This window comes from Nocardioides alpinus, from assembly GCF_900112035.1.
GTDB lineage: Bacteria > Actinomycetota > Actinomycetes > Propionibacteriales > Nocardioidaceae > Nocardioides > Nocardioides alpinus.
In genome coordinates, this window is record NZ_FOKC01000014.1 from 100,903 (window position 1) to 116,466 (window position 15,564).

The following is a 15,564-nucleotide window of genomic DNA, read 5'->3' on the forward strand; positions in this document are numbered from 1 at the left end:
GTCCGCCGCTCAGGCGAACAGCGGTCGCAGGTGGTCGTTGAGGAACATCCCCTGGGGGTCGAGCTCGCGGCGGAGCGCGATGAACTCGTCCGCCCTGGGATAGAGCTCGTGCAACCGTTCCGGGGTCAGGAAGTGCAGCTTGCCCCAGTGCACCCTCGCGTCGAACTGCGCCAGCAGCGCGTCGACCGAGCGCAGGTAACCCCAGTAGTCGGTGCCGGGCGTGCCCGACACCGAGATGACCACGGTGTCGGTCCGGTACTGGGAGGAGAGGAAGGCGTCGTCGGCACCGACGGTCCGCACCTCCAGCGGGTAGATCGAGTCGGGGAGGCTGGCGAGCATGAGCTCCCGCATGGCCTGCAGCGCCTCCGGGGCACGCTCCAGCGCCACGAAGTACTCGAGCTCGTGGAAGTTGGGGTCGTAGACCATGGGGAAGATCCGGTGGCAGCGGTCGACGCGGCGACCCACGGTGTCGTCGTCCGGGACGTCGGGGCCCACCTCGTCGTACACCTTCACGTAGCACTGGTCGGCCAGCCGCTCGCCGTGGCCGTCGAGGTTGTAGAGGGCGCCGGACTCCTCGGTGGGCAGCCAGAAGAACCCGAAGTGCCGGTGCTGCGCGACGAGCTCGTCCCAGTGCTCCATCACGTCGTCCCAGGACCGCAGGCCGACCTGCTCGCGCAGACGGTAGGCGTCGGTCACCTCGAGGTCGAGGCGCGTGACGACGCCGAGCATCCCGACGGAGACCTGCGCGGCGTGCAGCAGGTCGAGGTCGCCCTCGCCGATGTCGCGCACCTCGCCGGTGGCGGTCACGAGCCGCATGCCACGGACCACCCCCGACAGGCTGGTGTAGCGGGTGCCCGAACCGTGCGTCCCGGTCGCCACGGCTCCCGCGATCTGCTGGGTGTCGATGTCGCCCTGGTTGCGCAGGGCCAGGCCCGCCTCCCAGAGGGGCTCGTAGAAGTCGCGGATGCGGGTGGCGGGGAGTGCCGTCGCGCGCTTGCGCACCGCGTCGGTGTGCACCACACCGGTCAGCGCCGAGAGGTCGAGCAGCAGCCCGTCGGTCTGCACGACGGGCGTGAACGAGTGGCCGGCTCCGGCCACACGGACTCCGACGCCCCGGTCGGCAGCCTGCTTCACGAGCGCGGCCACCTCCTCCTCGTCGCGCGGGGCGGAGATCGAGGACGGGGAGAAGGACTGGTTGCCCACCCAGTTCGTCCAGGTCGTCACGAGGCCACCGCCAACGTCGCGCCGATGGCCGCGATGTGCGTCGGGGTGGACCCGCAGCAGCCCCCGACCAGGTCGACGCCCAGGTCCGCCAGTCGTGCGGCGTGAGCGGCCATGTCCCGGGCGCTGGCGTCGTACTCGAAGTGGTCCCCCACGACCTGCGGGAGTCCCGCGTTCGACTGGGCGACGAGCAGGAGACCATCGGGCCGCACGGCCGCCATCTGCGCGGCGATGACCTCCATCTCGTGCGGTCCGCGGCCGCAGTTGGCACCCACGGCGTCAGCGCCGGCCGCGGCCAGGTGGGCCACGGCGTAAGCGGGGCGTACGCCCATCATGGTGCGCAGGTTGGTGTCGAAGCTCATGGTCACCACGACCGGGAGGTGCGGCGCCACCTCGCGCGCCGCAGCCAGTGCGGCGTCAGCCTCGGCGAGGTCGCTCAGCGTCTCCACCAGCACCAGGTCGATGCCGCCCGACACCAACGCAGTGAGCTGCTCGGCGAAGAGCGCCTGGGCCTCCTCCGGGGTCAGCGTCCCGAGCGGCGCCAGCAGCTCGCCGGTGGGCCCTAGGTCGCCGGCGACGAGCAGGCCGTGCTCGTCCGCGACCGAACGTGCCAGCAGTGCCGCCGTGCGGTTGACCTCGTCGAGTCGGTCACCGAGGCCGTGCATGTCCAGCCGTGGGCGGGTGCCACCGAAGGTGTTGGTCGTCAGCACCCGTGCGCCCGCCCCGGCGTACGCGGTGTGCGCCGCGCGGATGGCGTCGGGGTTCTCCAGGTTCCAGAGCTCGCCGGGTGCGCCGTCCTCCAGTCCGCTGTCCTGGAGCAGCGTGCCCATGCCGCCGTCGAGCAGCACCGGCCGGCTCCCGCCCAGCAGCTCCGCGAGCCGGCTCATCGGCCCAGTCCATCAAGGTAGTCGGTGATCCGCTCGGCCGGCCACTGCGCGTCGAGCTCGGCGGACACGCGCGCGAGCACCTCGGCAGGTGGCCCGTCGGCCGGCGTCCACCCGGACCGCTCCCAGCCCTCGAGGTAGTCGGTGGCGCCCGTGTCGCCGAGACGCATCGCGGCCTCGTCGATGGCCTCCTGGAACCTCGCCGCCAGCTGGACCTTCGCGGTCTCGTCACCGGCGCGGGCCGTGACCATGGAAGGGAGCTCGCGCCACCGTGTCACCTGGTACTCCGTCATGCGTCCGAGCCTAGGACCGCTGCCGCAGCCCCGCGCCGGCGTTCCACCACTCGACCCCTAAGGGGCACGACTGCCCGAGCCGCAGAACAGCAGCAACCCGCGTCGCGCAGCGCTTGACCTGGTGCATCCAAGACGTGAGGGTTCGCGCATGCTGCCTGAACCCTTCAACCTCGCCGGCCGGGTCGCATGGGTGACGGGCGCCGGCGCCCCCGACGGGATCGGTTTCGCCGCGGCGCGGCTGCTCGGCGCCCTGGGTGCGGTGGTCGCCGTGGGTACGACCACGGACCGCGCCCACGACCGCGCGCGCGAGCTCGAGCAGGACGGTGTCCGGGCGCTGGGAGTCGTCGCGGACCTGACCGAGGAGGCACAGGTCCGCGACGCTGTCGCGCTGGTGCGCGACACGCTCGGCCCGCCCACCATCCTGGTCAACAACGCCGGCATGACCAGCGTGAGTGCGCCCGCCATCGCCCTCGCCTCATCCGGCGGGGAGGAGTCGGGGACGCTGGGCGAGCTGTCTTACGAGGCCTGGCGCCGGGCGCTGTCCCGCAACCTCGACACCGCGTTCCTCGCCACCCGTGCCGTGCTGCCCGGCATGCAGCGCGAGGGCTGGGGCCGCGTGGTCATGGTGGCCTCGGTGACCGGCCCCGTCATGGCGATGCGCGGCGAGGCGGCGTACGCCTCCGCGAAGGCCGGCATGGTCGGGCTCGCGCGGTCCGTGGGCCTCGACCACGCCCGCGACGGGGTGACGGCCAACGCCGTCGCGCCCGGCTGGATCGCGACCGGGAGCCAGACGGCCGACGAGGTGCTGCACGGCCGCCGCACCCCTGTGGGCCGGAGTGCGACGCCCGACGAGGTCGCGGCCGCCATCGTGTTCCTGTGCACCCCGGGTGCCTCGTTCGTCACGGGGCAGTGCCTCGTCGTCGACGGTGGCAACAGCATCGCGGAGGAACGCGGCTGACAGCTCGCCCGGGCGGGTGGGCCCCGCAACGCTTTCCGCGGGACTCGCGGTAAGAAGGAGGCATGCGCATCCTCTTCACCGGCGGCAGCGGCAAGGCCGGCAAGCACGTCGCCCCCTTCCTCGCCGACCAGGGCCACCAGGTCACCAACGCGGACCTCGTGCCGCTCGATCACCCCCACGTCGCCGACCTCCGGGTCGACCTCACCGACGCCGGCGAGGTCTACTCGGCGATGGCCGGGCTGGCCACCTTCGACGAGCTCGACCTGCCCGAGAAGCCGTCGTACGACGCCGTCGTGCACTTCGCGGCGGTGCCGGCCATCCTGCTCAAGGCCGACTCGACGACGTACGCCACCAACGTGCTCAGCACCTACAACATCCTCGAGGCGGCGACCCGGCTCGGCATCCGCAAGGTCATCTTCGCCTCGTCCGAGACGACGTACGGCGTCTGCTTCGCGCAGGGTGAGCGACGACCTCTCTACGTGCCGGTCGACGAGGATCACCCGACGGTCCCGGAGGACTCGTACGCGATGTCGAAGGTCGCCAACGAGGTGACCGCGCGGTCGTTCCAGGCGCGCACCGGCGCCGACATCTACGGCCTGCGGATCAACAACGTCATCGAGCCCCACGAGTACGCCGAGATGTTCCCGCCGTTCCTCACCGACCCGTCGCTGCGGCGCCGCAACGTCTTCGCCTACATCGACGTGCGCGACCTGGGGCAGATGGTGCAGCGCTGCCTCGAGACCGACGGACTGGGCTACGAGGTCTTCAACGTGGCCAACGCCGACATGTCCGTGGCTGCGACCACCGACGAGGTCATCGCGCGGTTCTACGAGGGTGTGGAGGTGCGCCGCGAGATGGGTCGCAACGAGACGTTCTACGCGATCGACAAGGCGCGCGACCTCGTCGGCTTCGACCCGCAGCACTCGTGGCGCGACGTGCTCGACGATCCGCGGGCCTGAGCCCGCGTCGGGTGGTGCCCGACCTCAGCTGTTGAAGGCGGCACGGCCCTGGGTCGCGGAGGTGCCGAGGTCGTTCTTCGGCAGCGCGTCGCCCGACCGGACGGCCTCCGCCCAGACGTCGGTGGTGGCCACCGCGGCGAAGTTGGAGTGCAGCAGCACCATCAGGGTCTCGTGGAGGACCTCGGCGGACACCTGGCCCTGCTCATTGGCGAGGTGGATGGCCCCCGTGGCGTCCGAGAGCACCTCCGCAGCCAGGCCGAGGCCTTCTGCGTCGACCGCCGTGGCGATGTCGCAGTTGTTGGTCATGAAGCCGACGATCGTGATCGTGTCGACCCCCTGCTCGGCCAACCACCCCGCGACCTCGCTGCCGGCGAACACGCTGCCGTTCTGCTTCGTGGTCCGCTTCCAGGACGGCGCGATCCGCGTCTCGACGTCGGGGTGGAGCGCCCACCCGGCCGAGCCGACGGCGAAGACAGGTGCGCCCTCGGGGTACTCGTGCTGCACCACCACGACGGGCAGCTCCTGCTCCGTGGCGAGGTCCATCGCGCGGACGACGTTGGCGAGCGACTCCTCGCGGGGCGGGTGCTGGATCTGCAGGGGGCCTTCGAAGTACTCCTGCTGGACGTCCACGACGACCAGGGCGCGACGGGGGCTGCTCATGACGGATCTCCTCGGTGGGTGGGTCGATCAGGAAGAGCCTGTCCTACGGCTGGTGAGACGACAGGAGTCAGGCCTGCTGGCCCAGCGCGAAGTGGACGTTGCCTTCCCTCCCACGACAGGGACCGTCCGCCTGGGTGGCGCTGCGGAGGGCGGAGATCGCCGGGTCGGTCGTCGCACGCAAACCCGGGCGCGTACGACGTACGCGAAAAAAGTTCGTGCCCTCCTGCATCCGACGGGCCCCTGGCCGGGGAGAAGGGAGTAACGGGCGGACCCCGGCCGCCCACTGAGGAAGGGATGTCACATGAAGCGCATTCTCGCCGCCAGCTCCATCGCTGCCTTCGCGCTCGTCGGCCTCGCCGGCACCGCGAACGCCGCACCGTCCGACGCCGCGTGCTTCGGACAGGTCCACAAGACCATCAACACCGAGGGCGCCCTCGGCTTCACCAACGTCGGTGACGTGGTGAAGGCGATCGGCGGCCAGGGCAAGAACGAGACGGCCAGGGGCATCTGCGCCGGCTAGGTCCTCCTCGCCCTCACAGCGCTGCCGCGGCCCGGATCATCAGCACCGGGCCGCGGCAGTCCTCGCGCTCACGGGATGACGCGTGCGTCGCGGTACTGCTGGGCGTAGTCGAAGAATGTCGCCCTCGTGTCGCGGGTCGCGGAGAAGCCGGCAGTGCGGCTCTTGTTCATGTCGGTCACGACCTCCATCTCCCGGCCGAGGTCGGCGTCGGAGTGCCACCACGAGGCGACGCGCGACAGGTCCGGCTCGACGAGGCCGTGCGTGGCCGCGAGCTCGCGCCACACCGGCTCCATGCCGGCCATCGACGCCTCCAGCGTGCGCGGCGCTCCGGCGTACCCCTCCCACTCGAGGTCGAACCACGCCGCGACCTGGGGCCACAGCCAGCGCCACCGGAAGACGTCGCCGTTGGCGGTGTTGAACGCCTGGTCCTGACCGGCGGGAGCCTGCGCCGCCCACAGCATCTGCTCGGCGAGGAGGTCGGCGTCGGTGACGTCGGTGAGCCCGTTCCACTGCGTCTCCGACCCGGGGAAGACGAACGGCAGCCCGCGGTCCTTGCACAGTGACGCGTAGGCGCACAGCGTGGCGACCATGTTCATCGCGTTCCCGGTGGCGAAGCCGAACACGGTGTGCGAGCGGTGCACGCTCCAGGTGAACCCGTCCCGCTCGGCGGCGGCGAAGAGCTCGTCCTCCTGCGCGTAGTAGAAGTTGGGGTAGGGCAGCCGCTCCTCGTCCTCGTGGAAGGGAGTATCGGGCATCTCGCCCTGGCCGTAGGCCTCGAACGGGCCGAGGTAGTGCTTGAGCCCGGTCATCAGCGCGACGTGCTTCAGCGACCCGCCCGGCGACAACGCTGCGAGCAGGTCGCGCACCGCTCCCCCGTTGACCCGGATGTTCTCCGCCTCGGTGTCCATCCGGGTCCACGCCGTGATCGCCACGAAGTCGGGTCGGACATCCGCGAGCGCCTGCGTCAGGCCGGCGGGGTCACTGAGGTCCGCGCGGACCGGGCGTACGTCCGGGTGCGGCGTCGTGCCGCTCCGCGAGAGCCCGTACGTCTCCCAACCGGCGTCGACGAGTCGGCGAGCGACGGACTGCCCGACGATCCCGGTGGCTCCCACGACCAGTGCACGGCCGGGGGTGGTGGTCGGTCTGGCAGTCACGAGGTTCTTCCGTTCGGATCAGTTGAGGTCTCGTCGAGCGTGAGTGCGGCGCCGTTGATGCACCAGCGCTGCCCGGTGGGCCGCGGACCGTCCCCGAAGACGTGACCCAGGTGGCCCCCGCACCGCGCGCACGTGGCCTCGCGTCGCGGGACGAGCAGCTTGAAGTCCGTGCGGACCTCCACGGCGTCGCGCGCCGCGGGGTCCGAGAAGCTGGGCCAGCCAGTCCCGGAGTCGAACTGGTCCTCCGCACGGAACAGCTCGGCCTCGCAGCCCGCGCACCGGTAGACGCCGTCCGCTCCCGCGGTCGGGTGCGCGTACGGGCTGCTCCCGGGCGCCTCGGTGCCCGAGCGACGGAGCACGCGGTAGGCCTCCGGGCCCAGACGCGCCTGCCACTCAGCGTCCGTGTGCACTACCTCGGGATCGGGTCGGCGACGTCGCGTGAACATGCGACCAGCCTAGGGAGCGGGTCCTGACCTCCGGGTCGCGCTGACGGCGTACCGCTGCAGTCCCAGCGGGAGGGTCGAGAGCGCGATCGCACCCGCGATCAGGAAGGCAGTGGCGAAGCTCGTGAGCTCGGCCACGACGCCCACGGCCACGGAGCCGAGCGCCGTCCCTGCGTCGAAGCCGATGTTCCACACGGCGCTCGCGCGGTTGTGGTGTCGACGTGGGACGGCTGCGAAGGAGATCACGAGCGTCAGGTTCTGCAGTGCTCCGTAGCAGAGCCCGATCAGGAGCATCGCCGCCAGGAACGAGCCGGCCCGGACGCTGCCGGAGGTCGCGACCGACCACGACACGAGCGCCATCCCGACCCCGGTGAGGAGGATCAGCGGCACCAGGAAGGGCTGAGCGCCGTGACGATCCGCGAGCACCCCGACGCGCCACCGGCTGAGCGCAGCAGCCAGGCCCATCAGGAGGAGGCCACCGGCCGCGACCGCGGGTCGGTCGACCACCTGGGGCGTGAACGTGATGACCGCCCCGCCCGCCAGCGTGACAGCCAGCAGCATCAGCATCGGTCGCAGCAGCTGCCGGAAGGCGGCGGCTTCGGAGTCGTGTGGGCCGGGTGGGTCGACCGGGTCGGTCGACCCGGCCACGCGCGGGTGCAGGTCCGGTGCACCGAGATGGAGCGTCGACGCGAGTCGGAGTGCCGCTGGGATGCCGACCAGCGGCAGGGCGCTCAGCGCGAACGCCACCCAGTAGCCGATGCTCTCGGCGATCCACGGTCCCGCGGGGAGGAGGACGAGGTTGGGCACCGCGACGGCCAGGCCGTACGCCCCGATCGCCTCTCCACGACGCTCCTCGCCCACCAGGGCGGCGACGGCGGCACTCCCGGTGACCGTCAGGACGCCGAACCCCACTCCCCGGACTGCGGAGAGCGCCAGGATCACGCCGAGGTCGTCGCTGAGCGACAGCAGGACTCCCGGAGCACCCAGCAGTACCAGTCCGACGGTGAGCACCGGTCCCCAGCCGAAGCGGTGCAGCGCCCGCGGGACGAAGAGCTGGGTCAGCACCGTGAACAGCAGCAGCACGCCGTTGACGAGCCCGGAGCCGGCCGTGCCCGCGCCGCCCTCGACCGCCCACAGCGGAGCGACGGTGAGCAGCACCGCGTACCCGGAGAATCCGGCGCACGTCATCAGCGACAGCGACGCCATCCCCGGCTGGCGCCAGATCGGACCCCGCGCACTCACGTGCCGGAGCCTAACGGCGCGTCGGGGCGCGCTGGCGCCCGGTGCATGGCGATCGCCAGGCGGGGAACGGGATGACAGCCATCCACCAGCGAGGGGACGAGTCCATGACCAGCCCGGACGACACGACAGCCACACCCGCATCCGAACCCGCATCCGTATCCGAGGAGCGACGGTCGACACCGAACGCGTCCGGCCCCGAGGGAGCAGCGGGGGGCATGGGTTCGAGCAGCGAGTGGGTCGGTCCCACCGGCAGGGGCCAGGTGGGGGCCGACGGCCTCCGGGACACCACCGCGCTCGACACCCCGGCAGAGGCACCGCCGGAGCAGAGCGCGGGCGGCGAGGAACCGCAGCCGGACGGTCGGGAGCCCAAGGCGGGCTATCCCCGGTCGGACCCGCGGCACGAGGACAAGCCCTACCGTCCCTGAGCCCGATCGTCGGGGAGCTCGGACCATAGGGTGGCGACGCCACACCCCCACCCGTGAAGGACACCCATGTGCCGAGTGCTCGCCTACATCGGGCCAGAAGTTCCCCTCGAGAGCCTGCTGCTGACGCCGTCGAACAGCCTCGTCAACCAGGCACTCGACCCTGAGCACTACCCGGACCTCCACCTGGCCGGCTGGGGATTCGGCGCCTGGAGCCAGCACCTGCTCAAGCCGGAGGACCCCTTCATCTACCACCGGCCCATGGCCGCGTTCAACGACGACAACGCCACCCGGATGATCCCGAGCCTCCAGGCCAGCACGGTGTTGGGCCACGTGCGCGCGGCCAGCTATGACTCGAAGGTCGTCATGGTCGACGAGAACTGCCACCCCTTCTCCTTCGACGAGACGCCCTGGATCATGGCCCAGAACGGCGACCTGCCGAGCTGGATGCTCCTCCAGCGAGAGCTGCTGCAGCACTGCGAGGACAGGTACCTCAAGCAGATGCGGGGCACGACGGACACGGAGTTCCTCTACGTGCTCCTGCTGTCCCTGCTCGAGGGCGACGGCGACGAGGACGTCCAGCGGGCGGTAGAGGAGATGGTCCGTCTCATCGCCCGCGCGATGGAGGACCTCGACCTCCCAGCCCTGACCAAGTTGAAGATGGCCCTGGTGTCTCCGAACCGGATCATCGGCGTCAACGTCGGTCTCGGGCACCACGGCGAGACCGACCCGGCCGGGGACTGGAAGGAGCTGCGGGAGTCGGGGCCGGGCACCGACGACTACGCCCTCTCGATGCTGCTGGAGCCGATGCACCTGCTGCTGGGTCGCCACGTCCCGGGCGACGACACGTCGTACGACTTCGAGGCGTGCGACGAGAACGAGGCGACCGTCGCCATGTTCGCCTCCGAGCCCCTGACGGAGGACGAGGACGGCTGGTCGTCCGTCGAGTTCGGCGAGATCGTGTTCCTCGAGAAGGCGGACGAGCGCGTCACCCGGCGGGTCGACCGGTTGAAGGTCTGAGCACTGGGAGGCTGGCTCGACCCTCTCCACAGGCCCGGCGTCGTGATGGCTGATGTCGGTGGTCATCGGTAGAATCGAACACATGATCGATGACCTGACAGACCTCGAACCGGCCGGGCTCCTGGCCCGAGCCGGCGAGGCTGTGCAGGCCCGTCGACAGGCGGAAGTCCACGATCTCGAGGTGCTTGCGCAGTGGGCCGTCGTGCACTCCTGCGACCCGACCGAGGGTCCTGACGGTGCGGTGGCGCGGCGTCTGGGCAACGTGCTGGTCCAGGTCGGCGGCGACGGCACCCCCGGCGTGCAGGACTTCTGCCTCGGCGAGATCGCTCTGGCCCGCGGCACCGGTGTGATGGCGTCTCGCAACGCTCTCGCCGACGTCCTCGACCTCCAGCACCGCCTCCCGCTGACGTGGGCGGTCTGCCTTCGCGGGGAGTGCGACGTCTGGATCGCGCGGCGCATCGCGAAGCTCTCGCGCCACCTGGACGCCGACAAGGTTCGTCTGGTCGACTCCGCGATGTCACGGATGGTCGCCACCGAAGCATCCGGCCGCGTCCTGGCGGTCGCCGAGGCCAAGATCATCGAGGCCGACCCCGCCCTGCACGACGAGAAGTGCGAGGCCGAACGCCGCGCCCGGTTCGCCCGACTCGGCCGCACCGACGAGTACGGCCTGCGGATGCTCATCGCCCGCCTCGACGCCGGCGATGCAGTTGCGGTCGAGGCCACCCTGTGCCGGGTTGCGGAGATCATCGCCCCGCGCCATCCCGACGCCAGCCCCGACGAGCTCCGGGCCCTCGCGTTCGCTTGGCTCGCACGCCCCGCCGAGCTCTTCACGCTGCTCCTCGAACACACCACCCGTGACACAGACCCCGAGCCCGATGCAGCGTCCGACCCAGAGCTGGACCTCGACACGGACCCCGATGAGCCGGAGCCGCAGCCGGCACCGATGTCACGTGCGCTCGCGTTCCCAGCCGACCTCCTCGACAAGCTCCGCGACCTCGACCTCACACCCCTCACGCCCAAGGCCGTGCTCCACGTCCACCTCCACGAAGCCGCGCTCCACGGGGAGGACGGCGTGGCTCGGGCCGAGGGCTTCGGACCCCTCACCCTCACCAGGCTCACCGAGCTCCTCGCCCGATCTGTCGTGAAGGTCCAGCCCGTCAAGGACCTCTCCGACCGGGTCCGCTACACCGCCTACGAACACCCCGAGACGCTGCGCGACCAGGTCCACCTCATCACCGGCGGCGACTACTGGCCCTACGCCACCTCCACCAGCCGCCACGTCGACCTCGACCACCCCACGCCTTTCGACCGCGGCTCTGGTCGAGAACCCCCGCCGGGCCAGACCGGCTCCCACAACTGCGGCCCGCTGGGCCGACGACACCACCGCTGGAAGACCCACGCGGGCTACCAGTCACGCCAGTGCGGCGAAGGCCGCTACGTCTGGCTCACACCCCACGGCCTGGGGTTCCTCGTCGACCACACCGGCACTCACCGCATCCACCCCGAAAAAGCTCGGCTGATCCTCGAAGCCCCAGCCGGAGTCGACATCTACCCAGCCTGAAGTCCGCCAGCCGGGCGCACCATCCGCAGCCTGAGGCGATCGCGGCGGAATGGGACGCATCCTGAAGGCGGCGGCGGCTGCAACCCGCTGGATGCGGCTACGGCACTGCTGGTTACGCCCAGATGCCACGAGACACATGCACCGTCGTGACCGAGGTAGGCAGTCCCGGGCTCTGCGGCGAGGCGTCGAGCCCGCTGGTCAGATCATTCATGGGCGACGACACGTGTTGCGGCTAGGGTCGAGGTGTGTGCGGCATCCGGGTTCCACATGAGGTGCGCGAACTCCGCGACGACTCGGGTCTGGCGCATCGCACACGGAAGTAGGTCGCAATGACCGACGACAAGCACGACACCATGGCTCACCTTGCAGCTGGAGCGTTGGGGCTCCCGGCACCGGGCTGCCCCGGCTGCAACGAGACCTTCACCCGACGAGAGCACCTCACGCACGATGTCGTCATGGCGGGCGCCGAGGCCGACCTCGCCATGGAGACCGTGTCCTCGACGTCCGCCAAGAATCCGGGGTGGGACATGGAGGAGCTGCTGACCACGAGTGAGTGGGCTGCCCGGTGAGCACGGGTGGCTCGTTCTGGGCCTCTGCTACTCCTTCGATGAAGCGGTGAGTCACGCATGGCGACGTTCGTCCTGATCCACGGTGGCGGTTCGACCGCTTGGGACTGGCACCGGGTCTCTCCGCTTTTCGAAAGTGCCGGCCACCATGTGGTGGCGGTCGACCTGCCGATCGAGGACGCCCGCTCGGGGCTCGAGGAATATGTCAGCGTCGTGACGGCTGCCGTCGGTGACCGACGTGATGTCATTGTGGTCGGCCACTCGCTCGGAGGTTTCACCGCACCGCTGGTCCGCGATGCGTTGCAGGCAGAGGGACTGGTCTACCTGGCGGGGATGATCCCGTCGCCCGGTGAGGCGTTCGTCGATTGGTGGACCAACACCGGCCACCATCTGGAGGACGTCGACGCAGATCCGGCTGTGACGTTCTTCGACGATGTCCCGGCGGCCCTGGCCGATGGGGCGCGGTCACGGGGACGTGACCAGAAGGGCGAGTGGATGTCGAGCCCATGGCCCGGCGAGCGACACCACCCCGCGACCACCAGGGCGATCCTTGCCACCGGCGACCGGTTCTTCCCGGCACCGTTCATGCGGCGACACATCAGCGACCGCCTCGGCATCGAGCCGATCGAGATCCCGGGAGGCCACTACGCCCCGTTGAGCCAACCGAACGCGGTCGCAGCCGCGCTGCTCCACTTCGCCGGTGAGATCACCGCACAGCGGGACGCCTGAGGAATCACATTCGCTGTTCAGAGCGACGATGTCACCGGACGGGGACAAACCTTCGTCCACCTTGCGGAGGCACCATCCTGGGTGCTGTGTCGCGGTGGAGTGGCGCGATGAAGGCGGTGCTCTACTTCACGTCGATGATCGCGCCATTGCGGGGTAGGTGACCGCCGAAGGTCACTGGCACAGCTGCGGCGTGTCGCACATCCACGCCGTCCATGGCCTGGATGTGGACATGAGGTTCGGTGCTGTTGCCGGAATTGCCGCACCGTCCGAGTTCCTCGCCGACCCCCACCTCCTGACCAACGCGCACGTCGACGCGGTCTTGCTGCAGGTGACACACCGCAACCACCGCGCCGTCACCCGTCTCGATCATGACGTGGTTGCCTGCCAACGACTCCCACCCTGCTGCTACCCGGCCGCGCTGGGTGAGGGCGTAGCCCACCGACGGCAGTCCCCGGTAGGACTCGTGGTCGAGGGATGTCTTGTGAACCCTCACCACCACTCCTCGGACAGGGGCAAGGATGACCCGCCCGAAGCCAGGAAACCGCTCAGCCGGTTCTGGGCGGACGAGCGACCCGAGCTTGAACGGTGCTGTCCGCCCTCGCCCGTCGACGGGCACGAAGTCGATCGCGTACGAGGTAGCCAGCAGCACGGTGCCGTGACTGGGCACTCGGTTGGCAGGACTGTTCTGGGTCAGCCAGCGCCCCTCGAAGGGATACGTCAGGTCGATCGCCGACTGCATCAGTAACCCCCGCCTGTCGTCTGGGAACTGCGCCCTGCTGCATTCGCACGTGTCACGGCAGCATGACACCCCCGTCGCCGCGCTCCAGCCGCTCCCCCGGCCCCGTGACGTGAAGGCCTCTGGCGCCCTGACGGCCCCTGTCGCACACTGACGTCAGAGGGGGATGTCGTGGCGCTGAGACTGATGCGGGTCCTGACCGGACTCGTCCTGGTCGCATCCGGCGTACTGCTGCACCTCGCTTCGTGGCAACGGTGGGCCGGCCACTGCCCCTGGGGCAGCCAGCAGGAGACCGCGGCGTGCAACCAGCGCATGGATCACCTCTACGACTTCCTGTTCATCGGGGATCCGTGGGTGCCGGTGGGCAAGGCAGCCGAGCTGGCAGGGCTGTCGCTGCTCCTGGTCGCGCTCGCGCTGATCCTGCTTCCGTGGGCGACCTCCGAGCTCTGGCCCGGGCCGGGCATCACAGCGGGGCTCGCGCTCAGCGCGCTGGTGCTCGCCAACGTGGGTCTCGCGACGCGACGCTCAGGGTTGGCCGGAGAGGTCGTCGAGCCCGCTCTGGAAAGCGGCGGGTTCATGCTCCTGTGGGTGCCGTCGTTGGTGCTGACCTGGGTCGCCGTGCGCGCCCGCGGATGGGTCCGAGCAGGGTCGATCTTCCTGGTGCTGGGATCGCCGCTGGTCGCCGCCTTCACCTATGCCATCGGGCCCTTCGACGCCGCTCCCTGGTGGGAGGCGTACTCCGGGGACCTGACGGCCATGGGCGGGCTCTGCCTGCTGGTGGCCGCCGTACGGCGCCCAGCGCGGAAGCGCGAGCCCGCGGCCGAGGCTGCCACGGTCGCCTGACGTCGCCTGTCCAGCCCCAAAGGGCGGAGCGGCTGTCGTACCCCGGTGACAGACTGCACGCATGACCGCCCTCGACCGCTTCAGTGCGCCCACGCGCGCGTGGTTCGAGGCCTCTTTCGCCGGGCCGACGCCCGCGCAGGAGGGCGCCTGGTCGAGCATCGCCGACGGCAAGAACGCGCTCGTGGTCGCACCCACCGGCAGCGGCAAGACGCTCAGCGCCTTCCTGCACGCCATCGACCGGCTGATGAGCACCGAGCCGCCCAAGGAGAAGGCGCAGCGCACCCGCGTCCTCTACATCTCCCCGCTCAAGGCGCTCGGCGTCGACGTCGAGCGCAACCTCCGCGCCCCGCTGACCGGCATCCGCAACACCGCCGAGCGGCTGCAGGAGAAGGTGCCCGAGGTGACGGTCGGGCTCCGTTCCGGTGACACGAGCCCGGCCGAGCGGCGCAAGCTCGGCACGACACCGCCGGACATCCTGATCACCACTCCCGAGTCGCTCTTCCTGATGCTCACCAGCCAGGCGCGCGAGACGCTGCGCAACGTCGACACGATCATCATCGACGAGGTGCACGCGGTCGCCGGCACCAAGCGGGGCGCCCACCTCGGCATCAGCCTCGAACGGCTCGACCACCTGCTCGACAAGCCCGCCCAGCGGATCGGTCTCAGCGCCACGGTCCGCCCGCTCGACGAGGTGGCCCGCTTCCTCGGCGGGACCCAGCCCGTCGAGATCGTCTCCCCGCCCAGCACCAAGGAGTGGGACCTCAGGGTCGTCGTCCCGGTCGAGGACATGACCATGCCGGGCGACTACGACGAGGACTCCGAGGACCCCGGGCGCGCCACCAGCATCTGGCCGCACGTCGAGGAGCACGTGGTCGACCTCGTCGAGCAGCACCGATCGACGATCGTCTTCGCCAACTCGCGGCGGCTGGCGGAGCGGTTGACCGCACGGCTCAACGAGATCGCGACGGAGCGGGCGGGGGTGCCGGAGGAAGAAGGTGGCGACGCACGAACGCCGCCAGCGCAGATCATGGCGCAGTCCGGGCAGAGCAGCGGTGCGGAGACGATCATCGCCAAGGCCCACCACGGCTCGGTCTCCAAGGAGCAGCGCGCGATCATCGAGGACGACCTCAAGCGCGGCCGGCTCCCCTGCGTGGTCGCGACCAGCAGCCTCGAGCTCGGCATCGACATGGGCGCGGTCGACCTGGTCATCCAGATCGAGTCACCGCCCAGCGTGGCGAGTGCGCTGCAGCGGGTCGGGCGCGCCGGCCACCAGGTCGGTGAGGTCAGCCGCGGCGTGCTGTTCCCCAAGCACCGCGGCGACCTCGCCCAGACCGCCGTCTCGGTGGAGCGGAT

General features: G+C 70.5%; 18 protein-coding genes. 10 read left to right on the top strand and 8 right to left on the bottom strand.

Annotated features, from left to right (window positions below; genetic code table 11):
* Positions 1-9 precede the first annotated feature (9 nt).
* From BM127_RS20090 to BM127_RS20100, 3 genes are read right to left on the bottom strand one after another with little or no spacing between them, the layout of a single operon-like run.
* On the bottom strand, positions 10-1,224 hold the full coding sequence (locus BM127_RS20090) for a D-arabinono-1,4-lactone oxidase (RefSeq protein ID WP_091201608.1): 1,215 nt from the start codon (positions 1,222-1,224) through the stop codon (positions 10-12).
* The gene (locus BM127_RS20095; RefSeq protein WP_091201611.1) at positions 1,221-2,108 is read right to left on the bottom strand and encodes a homocysteine S-methyltransferase family protein; all 888 of its coding nucleotides are present in this window, start codon (positions 2,106-2,108) and stop codon (positions 1,221-1,223) included. Before BM127_RS20095 ends, BM127_RS20090 begins: the two co-directional genes overlap by 4 nt.
* Positions 2,105-2,398: a virulence factor gene (locus tag BM127_RS20100; protein ID WP_091201613.1), complete on the bottom strand. Its 294-nt coding sequence runs from the start codon at positions 2,396-2,398 to the stop codon at positions 2,105-2,107. The genes BM127_RS20095 and BM127_RS20100 overlap by 4 nt, the downstream gene beginning before the upstream one ends.
* 148 nt (positions 2,399-2,546) lie before the next feature.
* On the opposite strand from BM127_RS20100, the gene BM127_RS20105 reads away from it, so the two are divergent.
* Together BM127_RS20105 and BM127_RS20110 are read left to right on the top strand one after the other, a co-directional pair.
* The gene (locus BM127_RS20105; RefSeq protein WP_091201615.1) at positions 2,547-3,356 is read left to right on the top strand and encodes an SDR family NAD(P)-dependent oxidoreductase; all 810 of its coding nucleotides are present in this window, start codon (positions 2,547-2,549) and stop codon (positions 3,354-3,356) included.
* Between the two features lie 62 nt (positions 3,357-3,418).
* Entirely contained in the window at positions 3,419-4,315 is an 897-nt protein-coding gene (locus tag BM127_RS20110; RefSeq protein ID WP_091201617.1) for an NAD-dependent epimerase/dehydratase family protein, read from the top strand.
* A gap of 24 nt (positions 4,316-4,339) precedes the next feature.
* Here the strand turns inward: BM127_RS20110 and BM127_RS20115 are convergent, their stop codons facing one another.
* Positions 4,340-4,975 carry an isochorismatase family protein gene (locus tag BM127_RS20115; protein WP_091201618.1) on the bottom strand — a complete coding sequence of 212 codons (636 nt, stop codon included), beginning with the start codon at positions 4,973-4,975 and terminating at the stop codon, positions 4,340-4,342.
* A 301-nt stretch (positions 4,976-5,276) separates the two neighbouring features.
* On the opposite strand from BM127_RS20115, the gene BM127_RS20120 reads away from it, so the two are divergent.
* Positions 5,277-5,495: a hypothetical protein gene (locus BM127_RS20120; protein ID WP_091201619.1), complete on the top strand. Its 219-nt coding sequence runs from the start codon at positions 5,277-5,279 to the stop codon at positions 5,493-5,495.
* Between the two features lie 68 nt (positions 5,496-5,563).
* Here the strand turns inward: BM127_RS20120 and BM127_RS20125 are convergent, their stop codons facing one another.
* Genes BM127_RS20125 through BM127_RS20135 form a run of 3 tightly spaced genes read right to left on the bottom strand, consistent with a single transcriptional unit; the run spans position 5,564 to position 8,334 of the window.
* Positions 5,564-6,649 (bottom strand): SDR family oxidoreductase, encoded by a 1,086-nt coding sequence (locus BM127_RS20125; RefSeq protein WP_091201621.1) that lies wholly within the window; start codon positions 6,647-6,649, stop codon positions 5,564-5,566.
* On the bottom strand, positions 6,646-7,095 hold the full coding sequence (msrB, locus tag BM127_RS20130) for a peptide-methionine (R)-S-oxide reductase MsrB (RefSeq protein ID WP_091201623.1): 450 nt from the start codon (positions 7,093-7,095) through the stop codon (positions 6,646-6,648). Before msrB ends, BM127_RS20125 begins: the two co-directional genes overlap by 4 nt.
* Positions 7,096-7,104: 9 nt before the next feature.
* Positions 7,105-8,334, bottom strand: a complete 1,230-nt coding sequence (locus BM127_RS20135; protein WP_198554329.1) for an MFS transporter — start codon at positions 8,332-8,334, stop codon at positions 7,105-7,107.
* A gap of 215 nt (positions 8,335-8,549) precedes the next feature.
* Between BM127_RS20135 and BM127_RS20140 the strand changes: the two genes are divergently transcribed.
* From BM127_RS20140 to BM127_RS20160, 5 genes are all read left to right on the top strand, one after another.
* Positions 8,550-8,759: a hypothetical protein gene (locus tag BM127_RS20140; RefSeq protein WP_091201628.1), complete on the top strand. Its 210-nt coding sequence runs from the start codon at positions 8,550-8,552 to the stop codon at positions 8,757-8,759.
* A 66-nt stretch (positions 8,760-8,825) separates the two neighbouring features.
* A complete protein-coding gene (locus BM127_RS20145; RefSeq protein ID WP_091201630.1) occupies positions 8,826-9,776 on the top strand; it encodes a class II glutamine amidotransferase in 951 nt (316 codons plus the stop codon).
* An 82-nt stretch (positions 9,777-9,858) separates the two neighbouring features.
* On the top strand, positions 9,859-11,337 hold the full coding sequence (locus BM127_RS20150; protein ID WP_091201632.1) for a hypothetical protein: 1,479 nt from the start codon (positions 9,859-9,861) through the stop codon (positions 11,335-11,337).
* 329 nt (positions 11,338-11,666) lie between these two features.
* Positions 11,667-11,906 (top strand): hypothetical protein, encoded by a 240-nt coding sequence (locus tag BM127_RS20155; RefSeq protein WP_091201634.1) that lies wholly within the window; start codon positions 11,667-11,669, stop codon positions 11,904-11,906.
* Positions 11,907-11,963: 57 nt separating this feature from the next.
* Positions 11,964-12,632, top strand: coding sequence for an alpha/beta fold hydrolase (locus tag BM127_RS20160; protein ID WP_091201636.1), 669 nt, complete (start codon positions 11,964-11,966; stop codon positions 12,630-12,632).
* Between the two features lie 121 nt (positions 12,633-12,753).
* Here the strand turns inward: BM127_RS20160 and BM127_RS20165 are convergent, their stop codons facing one another.
* The gene (locus tag BM127_RS20165; protein ID WP_091201638.1) at positions 12,754-13,371 is read right to left on the bottom strand and encodes a M23 family metallopeptidase; all 618 of its coding nucleotides are present in this window, start codon (positions 13,369-13,371) and stop codon (positions 12,754-12,756) included.
* A 168-nt stretch (positions 13,372-13,539) separates the two neighbouring features.
* Here BM127_RS20165 and BM127_RS20170 point away from each other — a divergent pair, with 168 nt between their 5' ends.
* Together BM127_RS20170 and BM127_RS20175 are read left to right on the top strand one after the other, a co-directional pair.
* Complete coding sequence (locus tag BM127_RS20170) at positions 13,540-14,211, top strand: hypothetical protein (protein WP_139227818.1); 672 nt, start codon at positions 13,540-13,542, stop codon at positions 14,209-14,211.
* 61 nt (positions 14,212-14,272) lie between these two features.
* Positions 14,273-15,564 (top strand): DEAD/DEAH box helicase (locus BM127_RS20175; RefSeq protein WP_139227819.1); only part of this gene is annotated, 1,292 nt, incomplete at its 3' end.

Bases quoted from the DNA above. Each gene is read 5' to 3' on its own strand.
- BM127_RS20105 (WP_091201615.1), top strand. From the start codon at position 2,547: ATGCTGCCTGAACCCTTCAACCTCGCCGGCCGGGTCGCATGGGTGACG.
- BM127_RS20100 (WP_091201613.1), bottom strand. From the start codon at position 2,398: ATGACGGAGTACCAGGTGACACGGTGGCGCGAGCTCCCTTCCATGGTC.
- BM127_RS20095 (WP_091201611.1), bottom strand. From the start codon at position 2,108: ATGAGCCGGCTCGCGGAGCTGCTGGGCGGGAGCCGGCCGGTGCTGCTC.
- BM127_RS20120 (WP_091201619.1), top strand. From the start codon at position 5,277: ATGAAGCGCATTCTCGCCGCCAGCTCCATCGCTGCCTTCGCGCTCGTC.
- BM127_RS20150 (WP_091201632.1), top strand. From the start codon at position 9,859: ATGATCGATGACCTGACAGACCTCGAACCGGCCGGGCTCCTGGCCCGA.
- BM127_RS20160 (WP_091201636.1), top strand. From the start codon at position 11,964: ATGGCGACGTTCGTCCTGATCCACGGTGGCGGTTCGACCGCTTGGGAC.
- BM127_RS20110 (WP_091201617.1), top strand. From the start codon at position 3,419: ATGCGCATCCTCTTCACCGGCGGCAGCGGCAAGGCCGGCAAGCACGTC.
- BM127_RS20115 (WP_091201618.1), bottom strand. From the start codon at position 4,975: ATGAGCAGCCCCCGTCGCGCCCTGGTCGTCGTGGACGTCCAGCAGGAG.
- msrB (WP_091201623.1), bottom strand. From the start codon at position 7,095: ATGTTCACGCGACGTCGCCGACCCGATCCCGAGGTAGTGCACACGGAC.
- BM127_RS20165 (WP_091201638.1), bottom strand. From the start codon at position 13,371: ATGCAGTCGGCGATCGACCTGACGTATCCCTTCGAGGGGCGCTGGCTG.
- BM127_RS20145 (WP_091201630.1), top strand. From the start codon at position 8,826: ATGTGCCGAGTGCTCGCCTACATCGGGCCAGAAGTTCCCCTCGAGAGC.
- BM127_RS20155 (WP_091201634.1), top strand. From the start codon at position 11,667: ATGACCGACGACAAGCACGACACCATGGCTCACCTTGCAGCTGGAGCG.
- BM127_RS20140 (WP_091201628.1), top strand. From the start codon at position 8,550: ATGGGTTCGAGCAGCGAGTGGGTCGGTCCCACCGGCAGGGGCCAGGTG.